Source organism: Halopelagius inordinatus (assembly GCF_900113245.1).
Lineage (GTDB): Archaea > Halobacteriota > Halobacteria > Halobacteriales > Haloferacaceae > Halopelagius > Halopelagius inordinatus.
Map to the genome: position 1 here is coordinate 22,781 of NZ_FOOQ01000007.1, position 18,812 is coordinate 41,592.

Here is an 18,812-nt window from a genome sequence, read left to right on the forward strand (position 1 = left end):
ACTGGTGCGGTCGGACTTGCTGTCCGTAGAAGAGTACCTAGGCGTAAGAGGAGGTCCTCAAAGGATTCCCGGGCGAGTGACTTCACACGTGTAGAGATCTACCACCAACACTGTGCCTTACAGAGATGCGTCGTCTCCCCCAGTCTCCAACCGTTCACGGCGCCGTTGGAACTCCGCTTCGTCGATTTCGCCCCGTGCGTATCGGCGTTGGAGTGTTTCCATCGCAGAATCGCCAGTCTCGGGAGGGGCGTCATTTCGACCCAGTGCCCAGTAGAGCAATCCGCCAACTAGGCCGAGCATTCCAACTGCCCCGCCGACGATCGGCAGCCCGCCACCCCAGCCGCCGTTTCGGCCGTTCATCATTCCCGGGCCAGACCCCATCCCGGGACCCATCATTCCGCCATCGGAGTTCCAACCACCTCCGGTGCTGGACCCATACGCTATCGCGCCCTGTTCGACGATCGCGTCACTCTCTGGCACGTCACCGTCCGGAATTGGACTCGCTTCGGCTGGCCCACCAGGGCTGTCAACGACAATACGACCAACCATCCCGACTGACTTGTGCGGGATGCAGTAGTAGTCGTACGTGCCCGGTTCCTCAAACGTGTACTCGAAGGCTCCCGACGAGATGGTTCCACTGTCGAATGTGCTGGCGTCGGCCGGAATCCGGTTCTCGTAGGCCGTCGCCGAGTGGGCTCCGGCTGCTATCTCGAAGCGAACGGTCGTGCCTGGGTCGACGTGAAGGCCGATCGGGTCGAAGTAATTGTTGCCCATCCTGACGACGGGCGTCTCCTGTGCGGCGACTGGCTGGGTGAGTCCCGCACTTGCGACTGTGCCGGCACCGAGTGCTCCTAGGAACTGGCGTCTACTGTAGTCTGTCATTGTTGTTGTTTTACTGCAGTTATCCGCGGATGATGCTAGCGAGCCGTTGTGTGAGTCCGGTCACTTGCTGGTCTGCACGTTCGATAGCCGCCTCCAGTTGGTCCCGGTCGACGATGCCGATGAACTCGTCAGTCCGCTCCCCGTTCGCATACACGAGCGTCGTTGGTGTCTTTCGAACGCCGTACTCCTCGGCCGTCTCCAGATCGGTCTGGATGTCGACCTCGCGAAATTCGACACCCGGATACGCATCTTCGATGCCTTCGTTTTTCTCTCGTTGCGTTGCGCACGCCCCACACGTCTCCTGTGTGAACAGGATTACTTCCGTCATAGTAGCTAGTATGGTCTTGTACCTTTAGCACATTTCTATTCACATCCGAAAGCTGTGAGGGTCACAGATTTCAGAATCCAAGGGAAGCGGACGTGGGTAACGCGGGAGTTGGTGGTCGAGACGATTACTCCGACCGTTCGAGTCTCTCGCGGCGGGCTTCGAACTCTTCGTCAGTGAGGTCACCACGAGCGTATGCCGTGCGGAGTTCCTCCATCGCGGGATTTCGAGACGTCTGCGCTTCGTTCATACGCTGGAAGACGAGGTAGCCACCGCCGAGGAGAATAAGGAGGAAGATGAGCGGGACGAGCATCCCGACGAGCGGCCACCACCCACCAGTACCGCCATACTGACCCATCATCCCACCGTACCCCATCATCCCGCCGAATCCCATCCCCATCGTGAGCAACGGGAGCAAGATGATAGCTCCGAGGATCAGGAGCACGATGGTCGTGGTGTCGAGCTGGTTCGATGAAGACATCGAGATCAGGCCTCCGACTTGGAGCCTAGCTCGTCGGTGACTGCAGAGAGAACACGCTCAAAACGCTCGTTGACCTCGGTCGCGATTGAATCAAGCGCGTCGTTGTCTGCGATGCCGACCAGCTGTTGCGGATCGACGGCACTCACCATGACCTCGCCGTCGTCGGTTTCGTAGACGATGACGTTACACGGGAGGAGTGCGCCGAGTTCGATTTCTTCGGTCAGTCCCTCGTATGCCAGCGGGGGATTGCATGCACCGAGAATGCGGTACTGACGGAACTCTTCGCCGAGTTTCTCCTTGAGCGTCGCCTGGATATCGATGTCACAGAGGACCCCGAATCCTTCGTCTTCGAGCGCAGCAATCGTCGTGTCGACGACGTCGTCGAACTCACCGGTGACTGAAGTCTGTATTGTGTATTCCATGGAATATCATACCCCGTCCACGGGGTTAACGGTTGGGTGCCACAACGACGGGCGTTGGGAGTGTAATGTGTTGGCTGGAACAGCACTGGATCCGATCATCCGGTACGTTCGAGCTGTTTTCGCCGTCGATCGAATTCATCGTCCGAGAGCTCACCGCGGGCGTAGCGCTCACGGAGAACCGACAGCGACTGCGCATCGTTCCCGTCGGATCCTCGGTTGAGGAGCGCATAGACGAGGTAGAGTGGGACGGCGATGAGGAGCCCCATCCAGAGGAGTCCCCAGAGCCCCATCGCTCCGCCGAAGAGGCCCCAGCCGCCGCCCATCATGCCCCCGCCGTAGCTCCCACTACCGTGGGCGGCAGCCGTTCCAGTCGTCGCGACCAGCAGCGGGACGGCGAGGATCGCGAGTCGCCGAGCAGTGCGTCCGATGTGAGTGGTGAGTTGCGTCATTATCTTGAGTTGGTGGATCGTGGTATTCGGTTGAAGCGATCGAAACGGTCAGGGCCGTCAGCAGTGGCCCTGCCCGTACATCCCGCCGTTGTAGTCGTCGTTAGCCCCGTCGTGGTATTCCTCGTCAGCCATGTCCTGGGCCATCTCGTCGACGGTCACACCCATGTGCGACTCCATCCACTCGACAGCACCGGGACCCATGTGTTCGGTCATCTGTGCCTCCATCCAAGTGGCCCATTCATCTGCGGTGGTATTGTCCGTGGGCGCGTCGTCAGCGGCCGTTTCGTCGCCGTGTGCGCTGACAACGGGGGCGGCGAACACGAGTCCGACGATCGCGAGCGCCACGAGCAGCCAGCGGCCCAGTTTGAAGTTGGTCATTGTCTTTCTCCTCGGTTAGCCGTAGGACTGCTCGGGAGTTATCGACGAGGGTGTGAATCCACACAGGAGAACGTTCGAGAACGTGTATAGGGCGTTCTAATCGTTTTTCATAACTGGGATCGTTCATCTGTACCGAATACGATGGATTTGGGCGAGACACGTGTTCTCCAAGAAGAGGACCGGAACCGCACACGAGTACAAATAGCCACAAACCAGAAGCACCAGTGGTCACTCGACGTATCTCACGACACGCGCCATTCCTGCATCGAGATGGTAGAGGTTGTGGCAGTGGAATAACCACCGGCCGGGATTGTCCGCGTGGAAGTCGATCGTCACCTGCCCTCTATGTCCGGGGACGATGACGGTGTCTTTGACTGCGTTACCGACCTGAAAGAAGTGGCCGTGAAGGTGCATCGGGTGAACGACCGGGCTCTGATTGGTCATCCGAATCCGGACGTGTTCCCCGGGTCGAATATTTAGTGGATCGGCATCCGGATAGGTCTGTCCGTCAATCGTCCACACGTACTCACCCCTGCCGCGAGACAGCGTCAAGTCGAACGTCCGGTCGGGATCGTCGCTCACACCGTCGAGCGAGGAGAGTGCTCGAAGGTCGCCGTACTGCAATCGGTTACTCGAGGACGATGGGGTCTGGGGGGTGCCCGAACCACCTGTGGATTCGTACTCGACGGCGGCTCTAGCTGGTGGTTCGTTCCCGTCAAGTGCGTCCGCCTGAACGAACCATCTTCCCGGATTCGTCGCTTCGACCACGACGTCGTACCGCTCGCCGGCTCCGAAGACGAAAGAGTCTGCGTCGACGGGTTCGACGGGTCGGCCATCGGTGTGGGTCACCGTCATCTCGTGACCGGCGATCCGCACCCCAAAGACCGTCGCACTGGAAGCATTCACGAACCGGAAGCGAACCCGCTCTCCCTCAGTGACGTCGAATGTCTGGGGGTTCTCGGGCAGTCGACCATTGATCAGGAGCCCCTCGTACGGTGGCCGAACATCGCCCATCATCCCGCCTCTCCCACCCATTCCGCCACCCCTGCCTCCGTCCGAAGGAAGCTTCGGCTCTCCGGGGAGGTAATCATCGACGACCACGACGTACTCGCGATCGTACTCGACATGTGGCTCACGTTCTTCGACGATCAGTGGCCCCAGCAATCCCCGGTCGAGTTGGAGTCCGACGTGGCTGTGATAGAAGTACGTCCCGGCGGGTTCGGCGCGGAACGTGTAGGTGAACGTGTTGCCGGAAGCGATCGGGTCCTGAGTCACATTTGGCACGCCATCGACCGGATTCGGAACCGGGACCCCGTGCCAGTGAATCGTCGTCTCCTCCTGGAGGTCGTTGGTCAGTTCGACGCTGAGCACGTCGCCCTCCTGAACGCGTAGCTCCGGTCCAGGGAATTGCCCCTCGTACATCCAGTTGGTCGTCGATGTATCGGGGGTTGGTCGAATCGTCCCGGACGCCGCGGTGAGGCTGACGGATGTATCTGGCTCGGCCGTCACTGTCGGGCGGGGCGACACCTCACGACCCCCACCATCGTCGGTGCCCGGTAGCTGACCGGCACAACCCGCGAGCGCTCCCAGGGTGGTTGTCCCAGTCAGTTGGAGGAGCCTGCGGCGCGAGAGCGACCGTTGTTCTCTATGCGGCACAGTTGTTCGGACCCAGTTCGAGTTCTGTCGCCTCGCCCTCGTCGTCGACGGTCTCTTTGCCGGTGTTGATGGCGATGACCCGCTCGTAGTTCGGGGGCTTCTCCGGGGCATCCTCGGTTAATCGCTCGACGAACGCGTCGCGGTCGAGCCCGAGGAAGCTGAGTTCTTTGCGGAGATCCCCGAGACGGGCCTTGAGGGATTCGCCTGGCGAGCCGTGTTCGTAGCGGCCGTCGCTCGTGACGGTGAGGTGGCCCGGCAGAATCATCGTGTCGTCCGGGAGGTCGAGAATCGTCTCGTGGAGCGAGTCGTATAGCAGTTCGGCCCCACGCGAGGCATCGTCCTCACCGAACTGAAGTTCCGTCCGCCCGACGGAGTCGACGAACAGCGTATCGCCCGTCAACAGGAGTTCGCCGTCGACGAGGTAATTCATCATCTCCGAGGTGTGCCCGGGCGTGTGCAGCGCCTCGATCTCGACGTCGCCGACCTCGACGATGTCGCCGTCCGACAGCGCCTCGTACTCGTACTCGACACTGCGCTCGCTGGCTGCGTCACCGAGGTGGTAGGGCACACCGATCTCGTCGGCGAGTGCCGGACTGCCTGAGATGTGGTCGGCGTGGACGTGCGTATCGAGCACCCGCGAAATGGAGAGCCCGGCGTCCTGGGCGGCGACTTTGAACTGGTTGGTCTGTCTGGTCGCGTCGACCACGATGGCCTCTTCTGCCTCCTTCGATCCGACGATATAGCCGAGACAACCCTTCGCACGGCGCTGGACCTGCCGAACGACGAGGTCGTCGCTGGCTGTCTCGATGGGGACGGCCTCGTAGAGTTTGCTCCACTCTTCCATTCCACCGGTGACGACCGAGACGTCCTCGTAGCCGTGTTCGTCGAGCTCGAACCCGAACGGCGTTGACGTCAGACCCTTCCCACAGATAGCGACGACCGGCCGGCCGTCGACCAGTGCGTTCACCTCGTTCAGTTGGTCCTCGCTCAACCCCTGGTCGGGGTCGTACGGAACGTTCTCCGCATCACGCACGTGCCAGGCCTCGAAACTATCTTCCGGGCGCACGTCGATGAGCGTGAACTGGTCGCCGGCGTCTATCCTGTCCGCGAGTTGTTCCGCGGTAATGTTCTTGACCATCGTATCTCACCTGTATAGTGTCCGTTCGCCGTTCGTTGGATCTGTCGCGTGTACCGTCGCTATCTAGCGCGTTCGATTACGCCCTTCTTCAGGGAAAGCGTTCCCACGGGGAATCATGGACGTCTCGCAGTAGGCCTCTCCGTCCCGGTAGTCGACGCCCGGTTGGATGAACGGATACGGCCCGTCGGCGGGCGTGTTCTGTGCCCGACCGCCGTCGTCTGCAGTCTCGACCAGCCCCATCACCTCGTAGTCGACTGGTGAGTGCTCTTCGAGGTACTCGACGATGACGTCGACAGGTATCGTCCCGTCGTCGACCTCGACGTCCTGGAACGGGAACCCGCAGTTGCCGAGGTCACGTTCTGGGTCGCCAGGACGGCGGAACGTCGCCACCGAGTACGTTTCCTCCGGGTCGACCAGCTCGCCGTCGATACGCATCTCGACGAGGCGACGGCCGCGCTTGGCGGTCGGGTCGACGGTCACCTCGACATTCGAGGAGAAATTTCGGACGCGGCCGTCCTCCTGGTCGTAGGGGTACGGCGTGAAGTTGTCCTCGAGGAACTCCTCCATGTGGCTCGTGAGTTGCTGGCCGTACGCGACGCCGCGGGCAACGGGCGTCGCCATCGGGAAGAACGTGTACAGTTCGCCGAGCGTGATGTCGCCGGGCGGGATAGCGGTCCCGTAACGGAACCCGTGTGAGACGGCGAGGTCGGTGTCGAAGTGTGCCTGCAGTGCGTCATTGAACAGCGTGTTCCAGGCGCTTTCGAGGAACGACTGCCGGTAGAGCGGCGTCTCCGTTTGTCCGACGATCGTGTCCAGGGGGCGTTCGAGCGTGCCGGCTCCACGCTCGAATTCTGAATTTCCTTCGAAGAATGGTGCACGCACCGACTCGACGGTTTCCTGTGCATCGGCGTCCGGGTCCGGCGTGTACTCGCCGTCCTCGGTGAGGCAGTAGAGGTGGTGTCTGAACTGTATCTCCCCGTTTCGAATTCGGAGGTCGACACGGCCGAGCGCTTCGCCCATGCCGGACTCGACGACCACGGTTTCGGTCTCCTCGACGACGATTGGTTCGTACGTATACTCGTGGGTGTGCGCGCTGAACATCACGTCCACGCTCGCACAGTCTTTCGCAGCCTGGACCATCCACGGCAGGCCGATTTCGGTGACTGCGACTACGACATCCGCGCCGTCATCGCGGGCGGCCTGTGCGGACTCTTCGAGGAGCGCGGGATGCTTCCCGAAGCGGTACTTCCCTTCCCAGAACGAAGGAGCCATCCGGTCGACGTAGACGTTCGTCATGCCGACGACGCCTACAGAGAGTCCACCGACCTCGAGGATGCTGTACGCGTCGTACAGCCGCTTGTCAGTCTCCCAGTCGTAGAGGTTGTTCGCGAGGACCGGGGCGTCAAGGTCATCCATGAGTTCCACGAAGTTGCCGTCCTCGACGGCCTCGTTCGAGTAATCCCAGTTCCCGGGGACATAGACGTCGGGCGCGACGTGCTCGTTGATGGGCTCGAGCATTGCCCGCCCGTCGGTGTAGGTGGTTACGGCGGAGCCGTGGAATGTATCACCACTCATCAGGGTACAGACCTCGTCGTCCTCGCGGAGTTCGTCCAGTTTGGCCGCGAGCAGGGGAACCCCGCCACTGCGCTTGATGACGCGGTCGTCGTCTCTGAACTCGAAGTTCGGTTTCGACGTTGGGTTGTCGTAGTAGACCTGGTGGCGTGGCGTGAGCTGTCCGTGGAGGTCGCTGACGTGCGCGAAGACGACGTCTGGGTCGCCTGTGCTGTCACGCGCAGGGTCACCGTCTAGGGATTGCCACTCGCCGACGGATGTCTCGTCCTGGTTCATCGTGACGCGACTGTAGATACGACCGTTGGCTGTTCATACGTTGTGGTTGAAATTCGAAAGACCGAACAAGACCACGTATGGGTTCGCTATCGGCTACATATTCGATTGAACGCCGAGACCGGTCGAGTTCGGTTTGCAAAACAGTCTCGTAGTGCGTTCTAGTGGCAGGTGCGAAGGATGAGTGAGACACTGGCCTTTCGCTTCCTAGGGAGAACTTGCCTAAGGGAGAAGGCCGTAGTATTGGCCGAGCAGAGATGTACGCGCTTGTTCGAACGTCGAGGTGGTCTCGATGACAGCTAATTGGGTAACGACGGGGTTGTCTGCGGTCGTCATCCTCGTTGCGTCCGTTGTTCACGGGATCGCCGGGTTCGGCTTCGCGCAGGTGTCGATGGGTCTGATGCCGCTGTTCCGGTCGCCTTCGAGTGCCTCGATCATTTTCACCGCGACGGCAGTCGTGAGTAACGCCCGCGTTTGGTGGAGCGTCCGGGACGCGTTCGACTGGCGCAAGTGGATCGTTCCAGTCGGCGGACTCGTCGTCGGGATGCCGCTTGGCATCTACGTGTTCAGCCAGTTCAACAAGGCACAGATGCGCGTCGCTATCGGGGCGGTTCTCGTGCTCGCGGTCATCATCGTCGGGGCGACCCAGCAACTCGACGTCGTCACTGACTGGATCGAAGCACGGGACTACCGACCGGGGAAGATCGTCGGCGCGACGGCCGGTCTCCTCGCGGGGATTTTCGGCGGTGCCGTCGCCGTCCCCGGCCCGCCGATGATCGTTTACGGCGCGTTCATGTCCGCCAGCGGATTCTGGAGCGGTGAAGAGATGAAGGCGACGTTCACCGCCTTCTTCGGCACGCTCATGCTGTATCGTCTAGGGAGCCTCACGTACACGGGGGCCGTGACGACGCCGCTGATGATTGAGGCCGCAATAGCCGTTCCGATGGTGTTCCTCGGTGCGTGGGTCGGCGTCTACATCTTCGACCACATACCCGAGCGTATCTTCCAGTGGGTCGTGCTGGCGCTTCTGACTGTGAACGCGTTTGTCCTCCTGTTTACAGCAGTTCCGGAACTCTAACCGTGTCTCTCTGTCCCCGTTCAGGGGTCCGGTGTCTCCTTACCGAACTGGTTTCACTCGCTAAATTCAGAATTCAACGAGACGTACTCGCTGGGCAGTCTAGCCCGAGCTAACTAGTGACTTTCCGGCTTGAAGACGAAGGTACATTTCACCTCTATCGACCGGAGCACTAACGATCAACTGTGAATGCCGCTTCGAGAAACAGAGACACTACTACGATGAGACTGCTCAGAACGACACCATTCAGGACGCGATTAGCGACGGAAAGTGAAAATCGAACAACCAGCACATCGACGTCCCAGGTAACCCAGCCGACACGACGAGGGGAGAGACGATGAATCTCATTCCATTGGTCCTGGGTATCGTCTTCCTCGTCGTCGCGGTCGGTGACCTCCTCTGGACGACGCTTTGGGTAGAGGGTGGAGCAGGCCCCTTGACATCCCGAGTGATGGAGGGGGCGTGGCGAACGATTCGAAAGCTCGGCGGTCGGCGCTCTCGAGTTCTAACCCTCGCCGGCCCTGTCACTCTCCTCCTCGGTCTAACGGTATGGATCGGACTCCTTTGGTCGGGATGGGCCCTTGTCTTCGCGGGGGCCGAGAATTCGCTCATCGACACTCGGGACCCCGGTCCTATCTCCTGGGTCGAGCGCTTCTACTTCGCCGGCTACTCGTTATTCACAATGGGGAATGGGGACTTCACGCCGAAAGACGGCATCTGGCAGATCGTGACTAGTCTCACGACTGCAAGCGGGATGCTCTTTGTCACGCTGATCGTCAGCTACGTGATCTCTGTCCTCGAGGCCGTCACGCAAAAACGGGCGTTCGCCAGCAACGTCAGTGGCCTGGGACAGCGAGGTGAGGCGATCGTTCGGACCGCGTGGGATGGTGAGCGGTTCCAGGGTCTCGAACTGCCATTGAACTCGTTCACGAGCGAGATCAACGAACTCACGACGAACCACCAGGCCTACCCAGTCTTACACTACTTCTACACCGACCAGCGTGAGTACGCCACCGTCCTCAGTATCGTCGCCCTCGATGAGGCCTTGACACTCCTGCGATTCGGCGTGCCGGAGGACGAGCGGCCGAGTAAAGCCATCCTCGAAAACGCCCGTGCAAGCGTTGGGAATTACCTCGAATTGGTCACGTCGTCGTTCGGTCATACCGCCGCGCAGACGCCGCCTTCTCCCGATCTCGATATTGTTCGTGAAGCAGATGTCCCAACAGTCTCTGACGAAATGTTTTCCCAGTCACTTAGCGAGTCGGAGAAACGGCGAAAGGGATTGCTTGGGCTCGTAGAGGCCGATGCTCGTGACTGGCCCATCTCGGACGGGGAATGACTGACACCAAACACTGGTCCCTCCATGGGTCTCATCAAGCGGAACACCGTCGTGTTTCCGTGAATTCACGCTGCTCCAGAGCGTTCGTAGTGGTAGAGATAGGTCTGGGCGTACCCAGCGTACTTTCCGAATCGATCCCGGAATGCAGTGGCCGTCGTCTCGTAGGAATCTCCTGCGATATCAGGGAAGTAGCGTTCGATGAACCGACGCGTCCACGTATCTATCGGCACAGCCTCCAAGTGACCGAGTGCGAACAGCGAGACGCAATCGGCGATCTTCGGACCGACTCCCGCGAAGGACTGGAGTTTCCCGTGAGCGTCGGAGTACGAGACGTCCTGAAAGTCGTCCGCGGTCAACTCGCCGGACGAAACCATTCGCGCCGCTCCACTACGTAGGGCGCCCGGAATCCGAGACCGAGCTGGCGGAGATCTGTTTCCGATGCCGTCTCGAGTTGTTCGGGCCGTGGGAAGGCATGATAGGTGGACCCCTCGTCAGTAACGGTGTCTCCGAGCTCCCGTGCGAGGTGCGTGGTGAGGTCATGAATCCGGTCGACGGTCGTCCGAGCCGAACAGATGAACGAAACCAGACATGGGAAGAACGGATCGCTGACGACTCGGAGCCCGGGAAACGCTCGTCGGGCCGCATACAGCGGTGAGTCGTCGGGGAAGGTGGCGAAGATGTCGTCAAGATCGTCGTTAAGCCGGAGCCTCTCGTGGAGTGTGTCGACGGCGTCCGTCGTGGCTCGCCATTCCAACTGCCCGGATTGCTGGCGGACGAAGACGGCGTCGTCTCCTGTGACCGTGTAGTACCACCAGTCACTCCCATGCGGCGTGGCTTCCTCGTACATTCGTCCGTCGGTCCGTCGCCACAGAAACGACTGAGCGCTTTCGAGCGTCGACTGAAGGTCGATATTGCTTGCAACGTCCGAAACCCGGATGGTACCCGAGTTCATGGATCTGGCTCGAAAGACAACGATTTGGCGGTGCGTTCTCTACGAGGTGAGACTGCGTCCACACCTCTCACGTTACTTCTCGAACGTCAGTCGTTTCCATCGCCTCGTCACTCCTCTCACGCTGTACCCGGAGTCGAATCCCACTCTGGGTATCACTCGCTTCGACCTCGTCGACCACTTTCGGTGTCGCCTCCGAATCCAGCACGGTTAGTCGGTCGTCTTCGGTCACGATGCCGTACCCACTTTCGATACAATGGCCCATCAGGGCGCACTCTCGCGTGTGAGTCCGGGCCTTCTCGAGGAGTTCGCCGCGGGAGTTCTTCCGGATACACCCGACGTCGATGACGTATCCTTCGAGCGTTTCAGACATGGTGGCCCCTCTAGGGACTCCACTCCTTTGTGTGTTCGGTCGTCGCCAGTCGTTGCTCCAGCGGGAGGCTGTCCGCCGGACAGCTCAGTACAGGCCTGCCGTCAAATCAGAAACCGTGGTAGGGACACTCCCAATACTGCTCATCGCTGCCCCGGAGATGACAGTTCATACTGCTGAACCGCGTTTCTCCCGTATGGGACGAGCCACCGTCGAGATGGACGACTGAGCGTTCGATCCCGTTCGAAAGCAGGTCCCAACGGGGACCACGGTCGTCTGGAAAAACACTGGGTCAGCCGACCACGTAGTTGATAGCGTCCAGTTTCACGACATTGCAGACCAGTGGCAGTTCCGGACCCAGGCCCTCCGCTCCGGCGATAGTGCCGTCTACACGTTCGACCAAGAGGGGATCTACGAGTACTACTGCGGACTCCAAGGAGAGACCATGTGTGGAGTGATCCTCGTCGGCGACGTCTCGCTGCCCGAGTCACTTCCTTGCGAGTGACAGCCTGAGACGAGCCGGCGTGGCCCCGCCGGAGGGAACTCGCACACTGAGGAGTTACTCGCAGCGTCCATCGGGCTCAGCGCCAGGAATTACTCTGTAAGCGTACGCGGTCCGGAGTTCTACGAGCCCCGGATGGGTTCGTGTCGACGATCCGAAGCCACCGAACCGTCTCGACTATCGTTCGAGCAGGTCAGAGGCCTTCTCACGCAACTCACGATCCGATAGCTCTCCCTCGGAGAGGTCACGGAGCGTCGAATCACACTGTGGTGTCGCCAGGGCCTCGAGCGCTTGGTGACGAAACCGTTCGTCAAGACTCTCCGTTTGGACGAGGTCCGCCAGCTCGTCGCACTCGTTCGCCTGTTTGAGCGCGTGGATCGCGTCTTTCCGATCTTCGTCACTCGCCGACGAGTTGGTCGCGAGTTCGACGCACTCTGTCGGTGTCCGTGAGCTCATAGGTTTCGTTGGTCTTCCAAACGGATAATCCTAAATCCAAACCGTGCTTTTCTCACTGGCCACCGTGATGCGTTATTACATCGTCGACTGTCGAAGCACCATGGTCATGCAGACGATATTTGACGTCGTCGACGTGTGCATCGGACAGTCCGACAGCAATGCGTGGTCCCGTGGGTTCGAGAACTTCTTTGAGGATTCCCCAGATGCTCCAATGAAGCCGCCCACGGCGGTGCTGACGGTGAATCCAGAGGTGATGAGGGCGAGACAACCCGTGGATATAAGCCGACAAGAGACTACTCTCTCAAATCGTCCAGTATCTGGTGAGACAAGTCCAAAGTTGCAATATGCAGGATTATCGTTGAGCGAATGCCAATAAATCGGTGTATGTGGATAGCGATCGGATAGCTAGCCAGAGGACGTCTCCGACTCTGTGACCTCCATTCGTTGTGGATGTTCGTGATGAGTTACAGCGCCCTCGACTGTCGTTGCCCCGAGTGAGCGGAGAAGCGACTCCACCTCACCCGTTCGGTGATCTGGAACAGTAACAGCAACTCGCGGCTTATCCAGCTCAGGAGTCCGTCGAACTACCCCAATTACTCCACCAATAAATCCACCAATCGCTGCACCAAGACCAAATCCAAGAAAGATGAGTTCGTATCGTCCAGCAGTCATAATCGGGCTCAGACGGGGGATCGAGAAGATATGCTCATTCCAGGCGAACAAGAGTATAGCACCGATCAGGCCACCGATAAGGCCGCCCCATAGAAGCCCTCGGCCTTCGGGCATCTTCGTCGACGGATCGAAGAAGGGATTGTCGATACTCGGTTCCCTTGATTCCAGATCTTCCTCGCGGAGAGCCTGTCTGGCCTCCCCAGCTTCGTCCGCGTTCTCGAAGGCCGCGACGATCCGTTTCATTGTCCACCTACGGGTTCTTGGAGCATTGCGTGGAGTTGTGCCTGGACTCGCTGACTGATCTGCTCAGTGTCGCCAACAATCCAGCCGTGGTTGTATTTCCGGTCGTACGGTGCGGCCTCGTGTGGTCGCGTGAGATTGGTTAGATAGTTCCCGACCGTTTCCGGGATTGTGTCCTGCCGGACGTGGAGCATCGGGCCGTGTTTCCCTCTGTGGCTTTCGACGCTTGCTGGGAGTGCTGTCTGCCAGTTCTCGGGGTTCGTGAAGATGAAGTTGTGGCCGGATTCGGCGATGCCCCAGCCGAGGTTCCGGGGCCACTCGCCGAAGATCCAACCCTGATTTCGACCGATGTCCTTGTAGCCAGCAAAGCCGACGCTGACCTTGTACGGATTGGAGCCCTGCGGGATCCGCTGAACGTGTCCGAACCGTCCGAGTTCGCGGGCTACTCGAGAACTGATTTTACTCTCGTCACCGAAGAGGTACATGTACGCTTCGTCGAACCGAGCCTCAAGCTGGCGCTGCGTGACTTCAGGGATGCGATCGCTGTCGACGTAGAGGAAGCCGTCACCGCCGTGAGCGTTCCAGGATTGGGCTGGGATTGCAGTTTGGGCGTTTTCAATGTCTGCAATGAAGGCTGTGTCTCGGTGGTTCGCGTGGATCGTGCTGAGGTACTGGTCAACGTTCGCCGCAACCTCTGCGGGTGAATCTCCGCCGATCCGGTTCGTCTTCAGGCCCATCTGTTTGACCGTTTCCTCGACATCGCGGCTGATGTACCGTTCACCGCCCACGATGTATACCTGGACGTCGCCATCGACGTGGACGCCTTCGGGGTGGAGTCGTTCGATCTCCTCTCGTGTCGCATCAGGTAGTGAGTCCTGCGCTGTCAGGAGGACAGCACCATCTATCGGATGGTGGATAACGGCCACGCCCGGGAGCGCTGCGGCGAGGTTGCTGTCGTTGATGAGGATCGCAGCTCCTGGTCGAGTGTGGTCGTTAATGGCCTGGTAGACGTTCTGTGTGAACGCCGTCGCCGTCTCGTAGTCGTTCGCGCCGGCGAGTCTGGTCGTCATAGTCGTAACAGTTTCGTCGTCGAAGTCGGCAGACTCTGGCCCTCGGTGTGGACCCTGGCTGGACGAACTCACCTCTCGGTAGGTTAGCGCGGCACCGCCGAGGGTCGCCCCGGCCGGCAGTGCAGCGAGGTCGCGCAGGAACTTCCGGCGACTACGGTCGCTCATAGTGCACCACCCGGTTTGAGGTTCTTTCGGACGAGTAGGCCGTTCACCGGCCAGGCGATGACGAACCCGACGAGGGTGGCGAACGTCATCACGCCGAACCAGAGGATGTTATCGTCCCCCGGCATCATCGGGAGGTTGAGCATCATCAGTACCCACATACCACCCATCATGCCGACGGAAACGCTGGTCATACTCACCGCAACGATCTTTGCGCCTTTCTTCGCTGCCGCACTCGTGTCGAGGGCCTGTGTATCCTTGAGCATGGGTATGTGGAAGACGAGCCAGGAGACGAGGAACGCGACGACGTACACGATGGCGATGAGGACCGTCATCGCGTTGCCGAGCCAGAATAGCGGGCCGTTGAGGACGAACATCGGGATTCCGAAGTAATTGAGCAGGAACCCGGTCGCGATCATGGTACTGCCTGCAAATCCGATGCCAATCGCGGTCGCCGTCGCCGCTCGTAGCCAGTACGGTCGTAAGACGCGTGGACCTTGCTCTGTGCTAACGATCTGACGTCCCCGATAGGAGAGCCAGTACAGCGCCAATCCGAACGGGCCCAGTACTAGGGTAAAGAGTGACCAGGCCATCGTCGTCCAGTCGTTCATCTCCGGGAGTCGCTGGCGGGTATGAGCGAAGACGAACGACGCGCCGAGAAGACTGAACGCGACCCAAATAGCCGCGAGGGACTCTAAGGGGCTCAGCCCGGCACCTTGGTGACGATACTGCGTAATCTCGACGGCATAGTCGAGTCGTCCCTGGGATACCCAGGACACGTCGTCCGTTGGCCCCATAGCGAAGAGATGATTGAACGGTCCTTCTGCCGGTGACGAGAACCACGCCGGCTGGCTCTGCCAGGCGTAGTCCTCCGTAACCGCTGGCAGGCTTCCGTCCTCGTGAACGAGCAGGATTGGCCCTGCCTTCCCCCACTGGAGGTTCGTCGTTGCGACCGCATCCCGAGGTTGACTCGGGTTGACGAGCATGAAGTTGTAGTACCCGACCTTGTCGCGCTCGTGAATCCCCCAGCCGAAGTCACGCGATTCGTCGCGGAACTCCGCGATCTCAACGGCGTGAGCCTGCGGCGTATCTCCCGACACACGCGTCGACTCGACGTTCAGTTCAGAGAGTGCGCTGTCGCTCACGAGATCAGGGGGTGCGAGGACGTAGGCGTGAGAGGCATTCAGGTCCTCGATCGCTTGCTGTGTAGCGTCCGGGACACCATCCTCGTTCGCATACAGGATCGGATCGCCAGAATAGGCACTCCACGCAGCGGCCGGGAGCGCCCACTGCGGCTCCTCAGCACCCACGATGATGACGTTGTTCGGGCTCGTTTGGTCGGACCCGCTCTGCCGGGTAGCGATGGATGCAGCCGCCTCAGCGGGATTGCCGCCGGAGATATTCACTGTCGATACGTTAGCAGGGGTCGTCGTATTCGAGCTATTCGGGCGGCTTGCGTTTCCGAAGAGCAATACTGCATCCTCACTCTCCCGAAGGGACGACGCTGCGAGTGCAGCCTGCCAGTCGTTCTCAGGAACCCGAACGACTGTCGAATAGTTCAGGCCGGACTGTGGCGGCCGCGCGGCGCTCGCAGTGAGCTCGCTCTGGCGTACCGGATCGTCGGCGGGGAACCGGCTGACGTCTTTCGTCTGCATCGTCGAGTACGATTGACTTGGGACGTCACCGTAGTCGAATATCGTGAGCCCAAGGACGTACACGGGTTGCGTCGCGACGAGGATGGCCACGATGGCGGCGACACCAATTGCGACGACCTTCCAGACATTCATACGACTATCCCCTCCATAGCCGTTGCCCGATACTACCAAACTTCCCGGAACTCTGCTGTTGAATCGTACTGGTATGTGTTTTCATTTTCATAATTATAATTCATCTGTTGGCGTGTGGTGCCTCGTCTGTTCAATGAGCTGTGCGGCATACGCGCTATAACCAGCAAGTGCCGTCACTAGCACGGCGACGACGACGTCGTTCCACAGGAGGAGACCAGAGACACCGACGAGAAATGGAACGAAGAACAGCCACACGCCGAGTAGGATAAGAATGCCCGCTATCCATTGACTCGGTTTGCCCTGCTCTCGTTCACTAGCGTAATTGTGGCCGGCAAGAAGGGAAAGTGCACCACCGACAATTACGTCGTTCCAAGTATCGACCATCGGGGCACCGAGAACAAACGGAGCTGCCATAAGCCAGATCCCTAGCCCCCCAAGGGCAACTGCGACCCAGCGAGTTGGGGATACCATACGAAGAATTAGAGAATTCATTTCTGGGTTGGTCCTACTAGGAGGCCATCTCGCGACAGGTCTCGGCGCAGTCACGAAGCACTTCGGCACAGACCTGACAGTGTTCGGCATCATGGCGTTCGCACTCCTCGGCACACTCCTCACACGCCCCCGCGCAGGCTTGGGCGAGTTGGGGACTGTAGTTCGAGTTCCGGGCCATGAACCGCGCGTGCATTGCCGTCAGGTCGGCGACATCCCGACAGAGCCGCGCGCACTTCTCCATGTCCGGGTCGCCCAGACACTCGTCAGCACACCACTCGCAAGCTTGGACGGCTGCGAGGCAATTGTCGATACACTCGGCCATTAGGTCGTTCTCGCTTACGTGGTCGATTTGGGTTAGCGCCATCAATCTCAACCACGACGGCATCGGACTTTGTTATTAACTCACCCCGTCTGGACTGGAAACTAGTGAGACGGCTCAACAGCTGTACCCTCTCGTACGTCTAATAGATGAGATGGAGTGTAACGGTGTATTTCATCCAAGGGAGAACTGCCGATATTAGGGAATACAGGCGGCAACAGGCCAGTTTAGCGCGTAATCATTCCTTATGTGACTATTAGAGATGCGACCAGTAATTCTCATAAGGTGGTCTTTGGCTCTGCAAATGGACTAAAGAGGGTCAGGACCGTATTCTACTTATGGTCGATACGCCCGTCCATATCCTGAGTGCGCTCTTTGCAGTGATCACTGCAACAGGAGCTGGGTTTCTCTCCATCCTCTACTGGCACACACTCCGGGAATCTCCGTTTGGGACGGTTATTGCGTTGCTCACTCTCACAATGTCGGCTATGATTCTGTACCACATTATGCTATTTCTCGTTGAACCGAATACCCTGTTCCTCGATACGCTTCAGAGCGCACTCTATACCGTCGTCGCGATCTTCCTCTGGCTTGTGGTCGCAACCCACCAACGGATCAAAAATAGTGCAGCAGAGGGGTAAATGGCTGTGTTCAACGCTTCACTCTTCGTTTATTACAATCTCACAATTGGGCTTGTGACTGGGATCGGTATCTGTTATTTCCTCTTTTTCAAACAGTCTGTTGTAGACTACCAACGATACCTTCTGCTCACAGTCGCTGGTCTGCTGTTGTTCCTCATTGGCGGCCCGATTACAGAATTACTCTTTCCTGAACTCGTTCACTGGACACATGGCCTTGCCGCGCTCCTCGTCATTCTCGGGCTCTACGATCCTCTGGAAAACGATCTGCGTCGTGATGCGTGGGCGGACGTCCTTCTTAAGGAGCCGGTCCAAGTCAGGCGACAAGCAGATTGGATGTTACCGGTTGACGACACAATCCTCGAACTCTTCCACTCGAAAGACCTGATCCTGACACCGACGATTATCGCCTACAACATCGAGTACAGCCGTGGGGAGGTGAACCGTCGCTTAAGCGTTCTGGAGGATCATGGCTTCGTCACGAAGGTAGAGCGTGGAAAATATAGGATAACGGCCATCGGACGGCAATACGTCACAGGAGTTGTTTCTCATGGTGTTGTTGCCCGTCTGAGGCATTTCTGGAGAGAGTATCGGAAGGCACGATAGCTGACTATCAGACTGTGTTCAAACCTTGAGCTTTAAATAGAACACTTCCGGTTGCTTGTGACGGTACCGGACGCAGGTGACACATAGCTCGTGATTTAATCTGTTGGCCCTAGGTCGTTCCGATGGTGAGAGTCCTGTAAGACTCGGTACCGAGAGGTCAATTCTCCGGAGTAGTTGCTAAAGTCACGCGACCTGTCGCGATTCTCCGCGATCTCGACGGCGTAGTCCTGCAGTGTCAACTCGGGGACACGCGTCCACTCGACGTTGAGCGCCTAGAGTGCGTCCTGACTGACGAGGTTGGGCGGGACGAGAACGTACACGTGCGATACGTTTAGCTCCACGATAGCTAACTGTGTCGCCTCCAGAACCTCATTTTCGCTGGCGTAGAGGATCAGGTCGCTACTGTAGGCGCTCCACGCTGCGGCGGGGAGCGCCCACTCGGGCGAGTCACTATCCTCGTCACTGAGGCACTCATCAACAAACTACTCACAGACCTCAGCTGCCTCGTTATAGATCTCTATACACTCGCATTGTTCGTCGTCCAGGTGGTTGATCTTAG

19 protein-coding genes and 2 pseudogenes are annotated in these 18,812 nt (G+C 59.2%); 5 read left to right on the top strand and 16 right to left on the bottom strand.

All coding sequences use genetic code 11. The features are described from left to right. Positions 1 to 117: 117 nt before the first annotated feature. From BM167_RS16045 to BM167_RS16085, 9 genes are all read right to left on the bottom strand, one after another. Complete coding sequence (locus tag BM167_RS16045) at positions 118 to 882, bottom strand: plastocyanin/azurin family copper-binding protein (protein ID WP_092893750.1); 765 nt, start codon at positions 880 to 882, stop codon at positions 118 to 120. A 19-nt stretch (positions 883 to 901) separates the two neighbouring features. After that, positions 902 to 1,210, bottom strand: coding sequence for a thioredoxin family protein (locus BM167_RS16050; RefSeq protein ID WP_092893751.1), 309 nt, complete (start codon positions 1,208 to 1,210; stop codon positions 902 to 904). A 124-nt stretch (positions 1,211 to 1,334) separates the two neighbouring features. Beyond that, positions 1,335 to 1,688 (bottom strand): SHOCT domain-containing protein, encoded by a 354-nt coding sequence (locus BM167_RS16055; RefSeq protein ID WP_092893752.1) that lies wholly within the window; start codon positions 1,686 to 1,688, stop codon positions 1,335 to 1,337. Positions 1,689 to 1,693: 5 nt separating this feature from the next. Then, positions 1,694 to 2,110 (bottom strand): DUF302 domain-containing protein, encoded by a 417-nt coding sequence (locus BM167_RS16060; RefSeq protein ID WP_092893753.1) that lies wholly within the window; start codon positions 2,108 to 2,110, stop codon positions 1,694 to 1,696. A 95-nt stretch (positions 2,111 to 2,205) separates the two neighbouring features. Next, complete coding sequence (locus tag BM167_RS16065) at positions 2,206 to 2,559, bottom strand: SHOCT domain-containing protein (RefSeq protein WP_092893754.1); 354 nt, start codon at positions 2,557 to 2,559, stop codon at positions 2,206 to 2,208. 57 nt (positions 2,560 to 2,616) lie between these two features. Continuing rightward, positions 2,617 to 2,937, bottom strand: a complete 321-nt coding sequence (locus BM167_RS16070; protein WP_092893755.1) for a hypothetical protein — start codon at positions 2,935 to 2,937, stop codon at positions 2,617 to 2,619. 228 nt (positions 2,938 to 3,165) lie between these two features. Then, positions 3,166 to 4,593: a multicopper oxidase family protein gene (locus BM167_RS16075; protein WP_092893756.1), complete on the bottom strand. Its 1,428-nt coding sequence runs from the start codon at positions 4,591 to 4,593 to the stop codon at positions 3,166 to 3,168. Next, a complete protein-coding gene (locus BM167_RS16080) occupies positions 4,583 to 5,731 on the bottom strand; it encodes an MBL fold metallo-hydrolase (protein ID WP_092893757.1) in 1,149 nt (382 codons plus the stop codon). Before BM167_RS16080 ends, BM167_RS16075 begins: the two co-directional genes overlap by 11 nt. Positions 5,732 to 5,794: 63 nt before the next feature. Next, positions 5,795 to 7,579, bottom strand: a complete 1,785-nt coding sequence (locus BM167_RS16085; protein ID WP_092893758.1) for a 5'-nucleotidase C-terminal domain-containing protein — start codon at positions 7,577 to 7,579, stop codon at positions 5,795 to 5,797. Positions 7,580 to 7,868: 289 nt separating this feature from the next. Here BM167_RS16085 and BM167_RS16090 point away from each other — a divergent pair, with 289 nt between their 5' ends. Next, on the top strand, positions 7,869 to 8,654 hold the full coding sequence (locus BM167_RS16090) for a sulfite exporter TauE/SafE family protein (protein ID WP_092893840.1): 786 nt from the start codon (positions 7,869 to 7,871) through the stop codon (positions 8,652 to 8,654). Positions 8,655 to 8,988: 334 nt separating this feature from the next. Continuing rightward, the gene (locus BM167_RS16095; protein ID WP_092893759.1) at positions 8,989 to 9,990 is read left to right on the top strand and encodes a potassium channel family protein; all 1,002 of its coding nucleotides are present in this window, start codon (positions 8,989 to 8,991) and stop codon (positions 9,988 to 9,990) included. Between the two features lie 65 nt (positions 9,991 to 10,055). Here BM167_RS16095 and BM167_RS16100 read toward each other — a convergent pair. Both BM167_RS16100 and BM167_RS16105 read right to left on the bottom strand, forming a co-directional pair. After that, positions 10,056 to 10,942: pseudogene (locus BM167_RS16100) on the bottom strand (DNA-3-methyladenine glycosylase family protein). Between the two features lie 67 nt (positions 10,943 to 11,009). Next, on the bottom strand, positions 11,010 to 11,312 hold the full coding sequence (locus BM167_RS16105; protein ID WP_092893760.1) for a hypothetical protein: 303 nt from the start codon (positions 11,310 to 11,312) through the stop codon (positions 11,010 to 11,012). 241 nt (positions 11,313 to 11,553) lie between these two features. On the opposite strand from BM167_RS16105, the pseudogene BM167_RS18980 reads away from it, so the two are divergent. Beyond that, positions 11,554 to 11,814 (top strand): annotated as a pseudogene (locus BM167_RS18980) (cupredoxin domain-containing protein); the annotation flags it as partial. Between the two features lie 858 nt (positions 11,815 to 12,672). Here BM167_RS18980 and BM167_RS18215 read toward each other — a convergent pair. The 5 genes from BM167_RS18215 to BM167_RS18830 all read right to left on the bottom strand — a co-directional run bounded on the left by BM167_RS18215 (position 12,673) and on the right by BM167_RS18830 (position 17,054). Beyond that, positions 12,673 to 13,182 (bottom strand): hypothetical protein, encoded by a 510-nt coding sequence (locus tag BM167_RS18215; RefSeq protein WP_143095531.1) that lies wholly within the window; start codon positions 13,180 to 13,182, stop codon positions 12,673 to 12,675. Beyond that, positions 13,179 to 14,414 carry a cell wall-binding repeat-containing protein gene (locus tag BM167_RS16115; RefSeq protein ID WP_092893762.1) on the bottom strand — a complete coding sequence of 412 codons (1,236 nt, stop codon included), beginning with the start codon at positions 14,412 to 14,414 and terminating at the stop codon, positions 13,179 to 13,181. The genes BM167_RS18215 and BM167_RS16115 overlap by 4 nt, the downstream gene beginning before the upstream one ends. Beyond that, entirely contained in the window at positions 14,411 to 16,198 is a 1,788-nt protein-coding gene (locus tag BM167_RS16120) for a DUF4396 domain-containing protein (RefSeq protein WP_092893763.1), read from the bottom strand. Before BM167_RS16120 ends, BM167_RS16115 begins: the two co-directional genes overlap by 4 nt. Positions 16,199 to 16,291: 93 nt before the next feature. Next, positions 16,292 to 16,783, bottom strand: coding sequence for an SPW repeat domain-containing protein (locus tag BM167_RS19015; protein WP_449271682.1), 492 nt, complete (start codon positions 16,781 to 16,783; stop codon positions 16,292 to 16,294). Beyond that, on the bottom strand, positions 16,707 to 17,054 hold the full coding sequence (locus BM167_RS18830; RefSeq protein WP_092893765.1) for a four-helix bundle copper-binding protein: 348 nt from the start codon (positions 17,052 to 17,054) through the stop codon (positions 16,707 to 16,709). Before BM167_RS18830 ends, BM167_RS19015 begins: the two co-directional genes overlap by 77 nt. Before the next feature lie 293 nt (positions 17,055 to 17,347). Between BM167_RS18830 and BM167_RS16135 the strand changes: the two genes are divergently transcribed. Next, positions 17,348 to 17,650, top strand: coding sequence for a hypothetical protein (locus BM167_RS16135; RefSeq protein WP_092893766.1), 303 nt, complete (start codon positions 17,348 to 17,350; stop codon positions 17,648 to 17,650). Continuing rightward, positions 17,651 to 18,253, top strand: coding sequence for an IclR family transcriptional regulator (locus BM167_RS18930; protein WP_342708178.1), 603 nt, complete (start codon positions 17,651 to 17,653; stop codon positions 18,251 to 18,253). Positions 18,254 to 18,812 lie beyond the last annotated feature (559 nt).

Coding starts and splice junctions, on each gene's coding strand:
- BM167_RS18930 (WP_342708178.1), top strand. CDS start 17,651: ATGGCTGTGTTCAACGCTTCACTCTTCGTTTATTACAATCTCACAATT.
- BM167_RS16090 (WP_092893840.1), top strand. CDS start 7,869: ATGACAGCTAATTGGGTAACGACGGGGTTGTCTGCGGTCGTCATCCTC.
- BM167_RS16085 (WP_092893758.1), bottom strand. CDS start 7,579: ATGAACCAGGACGAGACATCCGTCGGCGAGTGGCAATCCCTAGACGGT.
- BM167_RS16050 (WP_092893751.1), bottom strand. CDS start 1,210: ATGACGGAAGTAATCCTGTTCACACAGGAGACGTGTGGGGCGTGCGCA.
- BM167_RS18215 (WP_143095531.1), bottom strand. CDS start 13,182: ATGAAACGGATCGTCGCGGCCTTCGAGAACGCGGACGAAGCTGGGGAG.
- BM167_RS19015 (WP_449271682.1), bottom strand. CDS start 16,783: ATGATGCCGAACACTGTCAGGTCTGTGCCGAAGTGCTTCGTGACTGCG.
- BM167_RS16065 (WP_092893754.1), bottom strand. CDS start 2,559: ATGACGCAACTCACCACTCACATCGGACGCACTGCTCGGCGACTCGCG.
- BM167_RS16055 (WP_092893752.1), bottom strand. CDS start 1,688: ATGTCTTCATCGAACCAGCTCGACACCACGACCATCGTGCTCCTGATC.
- BM167_RS16135 (WP_092893766.1), top strand. CDS start 17,348: ATGGTCGATACGCCCGTCCATATCCTGAGTGCGCTCTTTGCAGTGATC.
- BM167_RS16120 (WP_092893763.1), bottom strand. CDS start 16,198: ATGAATGTCTGGAAGGTCGTCGCAATTGGTGTCGCCGCCATCGTGGCC.
- BM167_RS16045 (WP_092893750.1), bottom strand. CDS start 882: ATGACAGACTACAGTAGACGCCAGTTCCTAGGAGCACTCGGTGCCGGC.
- BM167_RS16115 (WP_092893762.1), bottom strand. CDS start 14,414: ATGAGCGACCGTAGTCGCCGGAAGTTCCTGCGCGACCTCGCTGCACTG.
- BM167_RS16095 (WP_092893759.1), top strand. CDS start 8,989: ATGAATCTCATTCCATTGGTCCTGGGTATCGTCTTCCTCGTCGTCGCG.
- BM167_RS16060 (WP_092893753.1), bottom strand. CDS start 2,110: ATGGAATACACAATACAGACTTCAGTCACCGGTGAGTTCGACGACGTC.
- BM167_RS16070 (WP_092893755.1), bottom strand. CDS start 2,937: ATGACCAACTTCAAACTGGGCCGCTGGCTGCTCGTGGCGCTCGCGATC.
- BM167_RS18830 (WP_092893765.1), bottom strand. CDS start 17,054: ATGGCGCTAACCCAAATCGACCACGTAAGCGAGAACGACCTAATGGCC.
- BM167_RS16105 (WP_092893760.1), bottom strand. CDS start 11,312: ATGTCTGAAACGCTCGAAGGATACGTCATCGACGTCGGGTGTATCCGG.
- BM167_RS16080 (WP_092893757.1), bottom strand. CDS start 5,731: ATGGTCAAGAACATTACCGCGGAACAACTCGCGGACAGGATAGACGCC.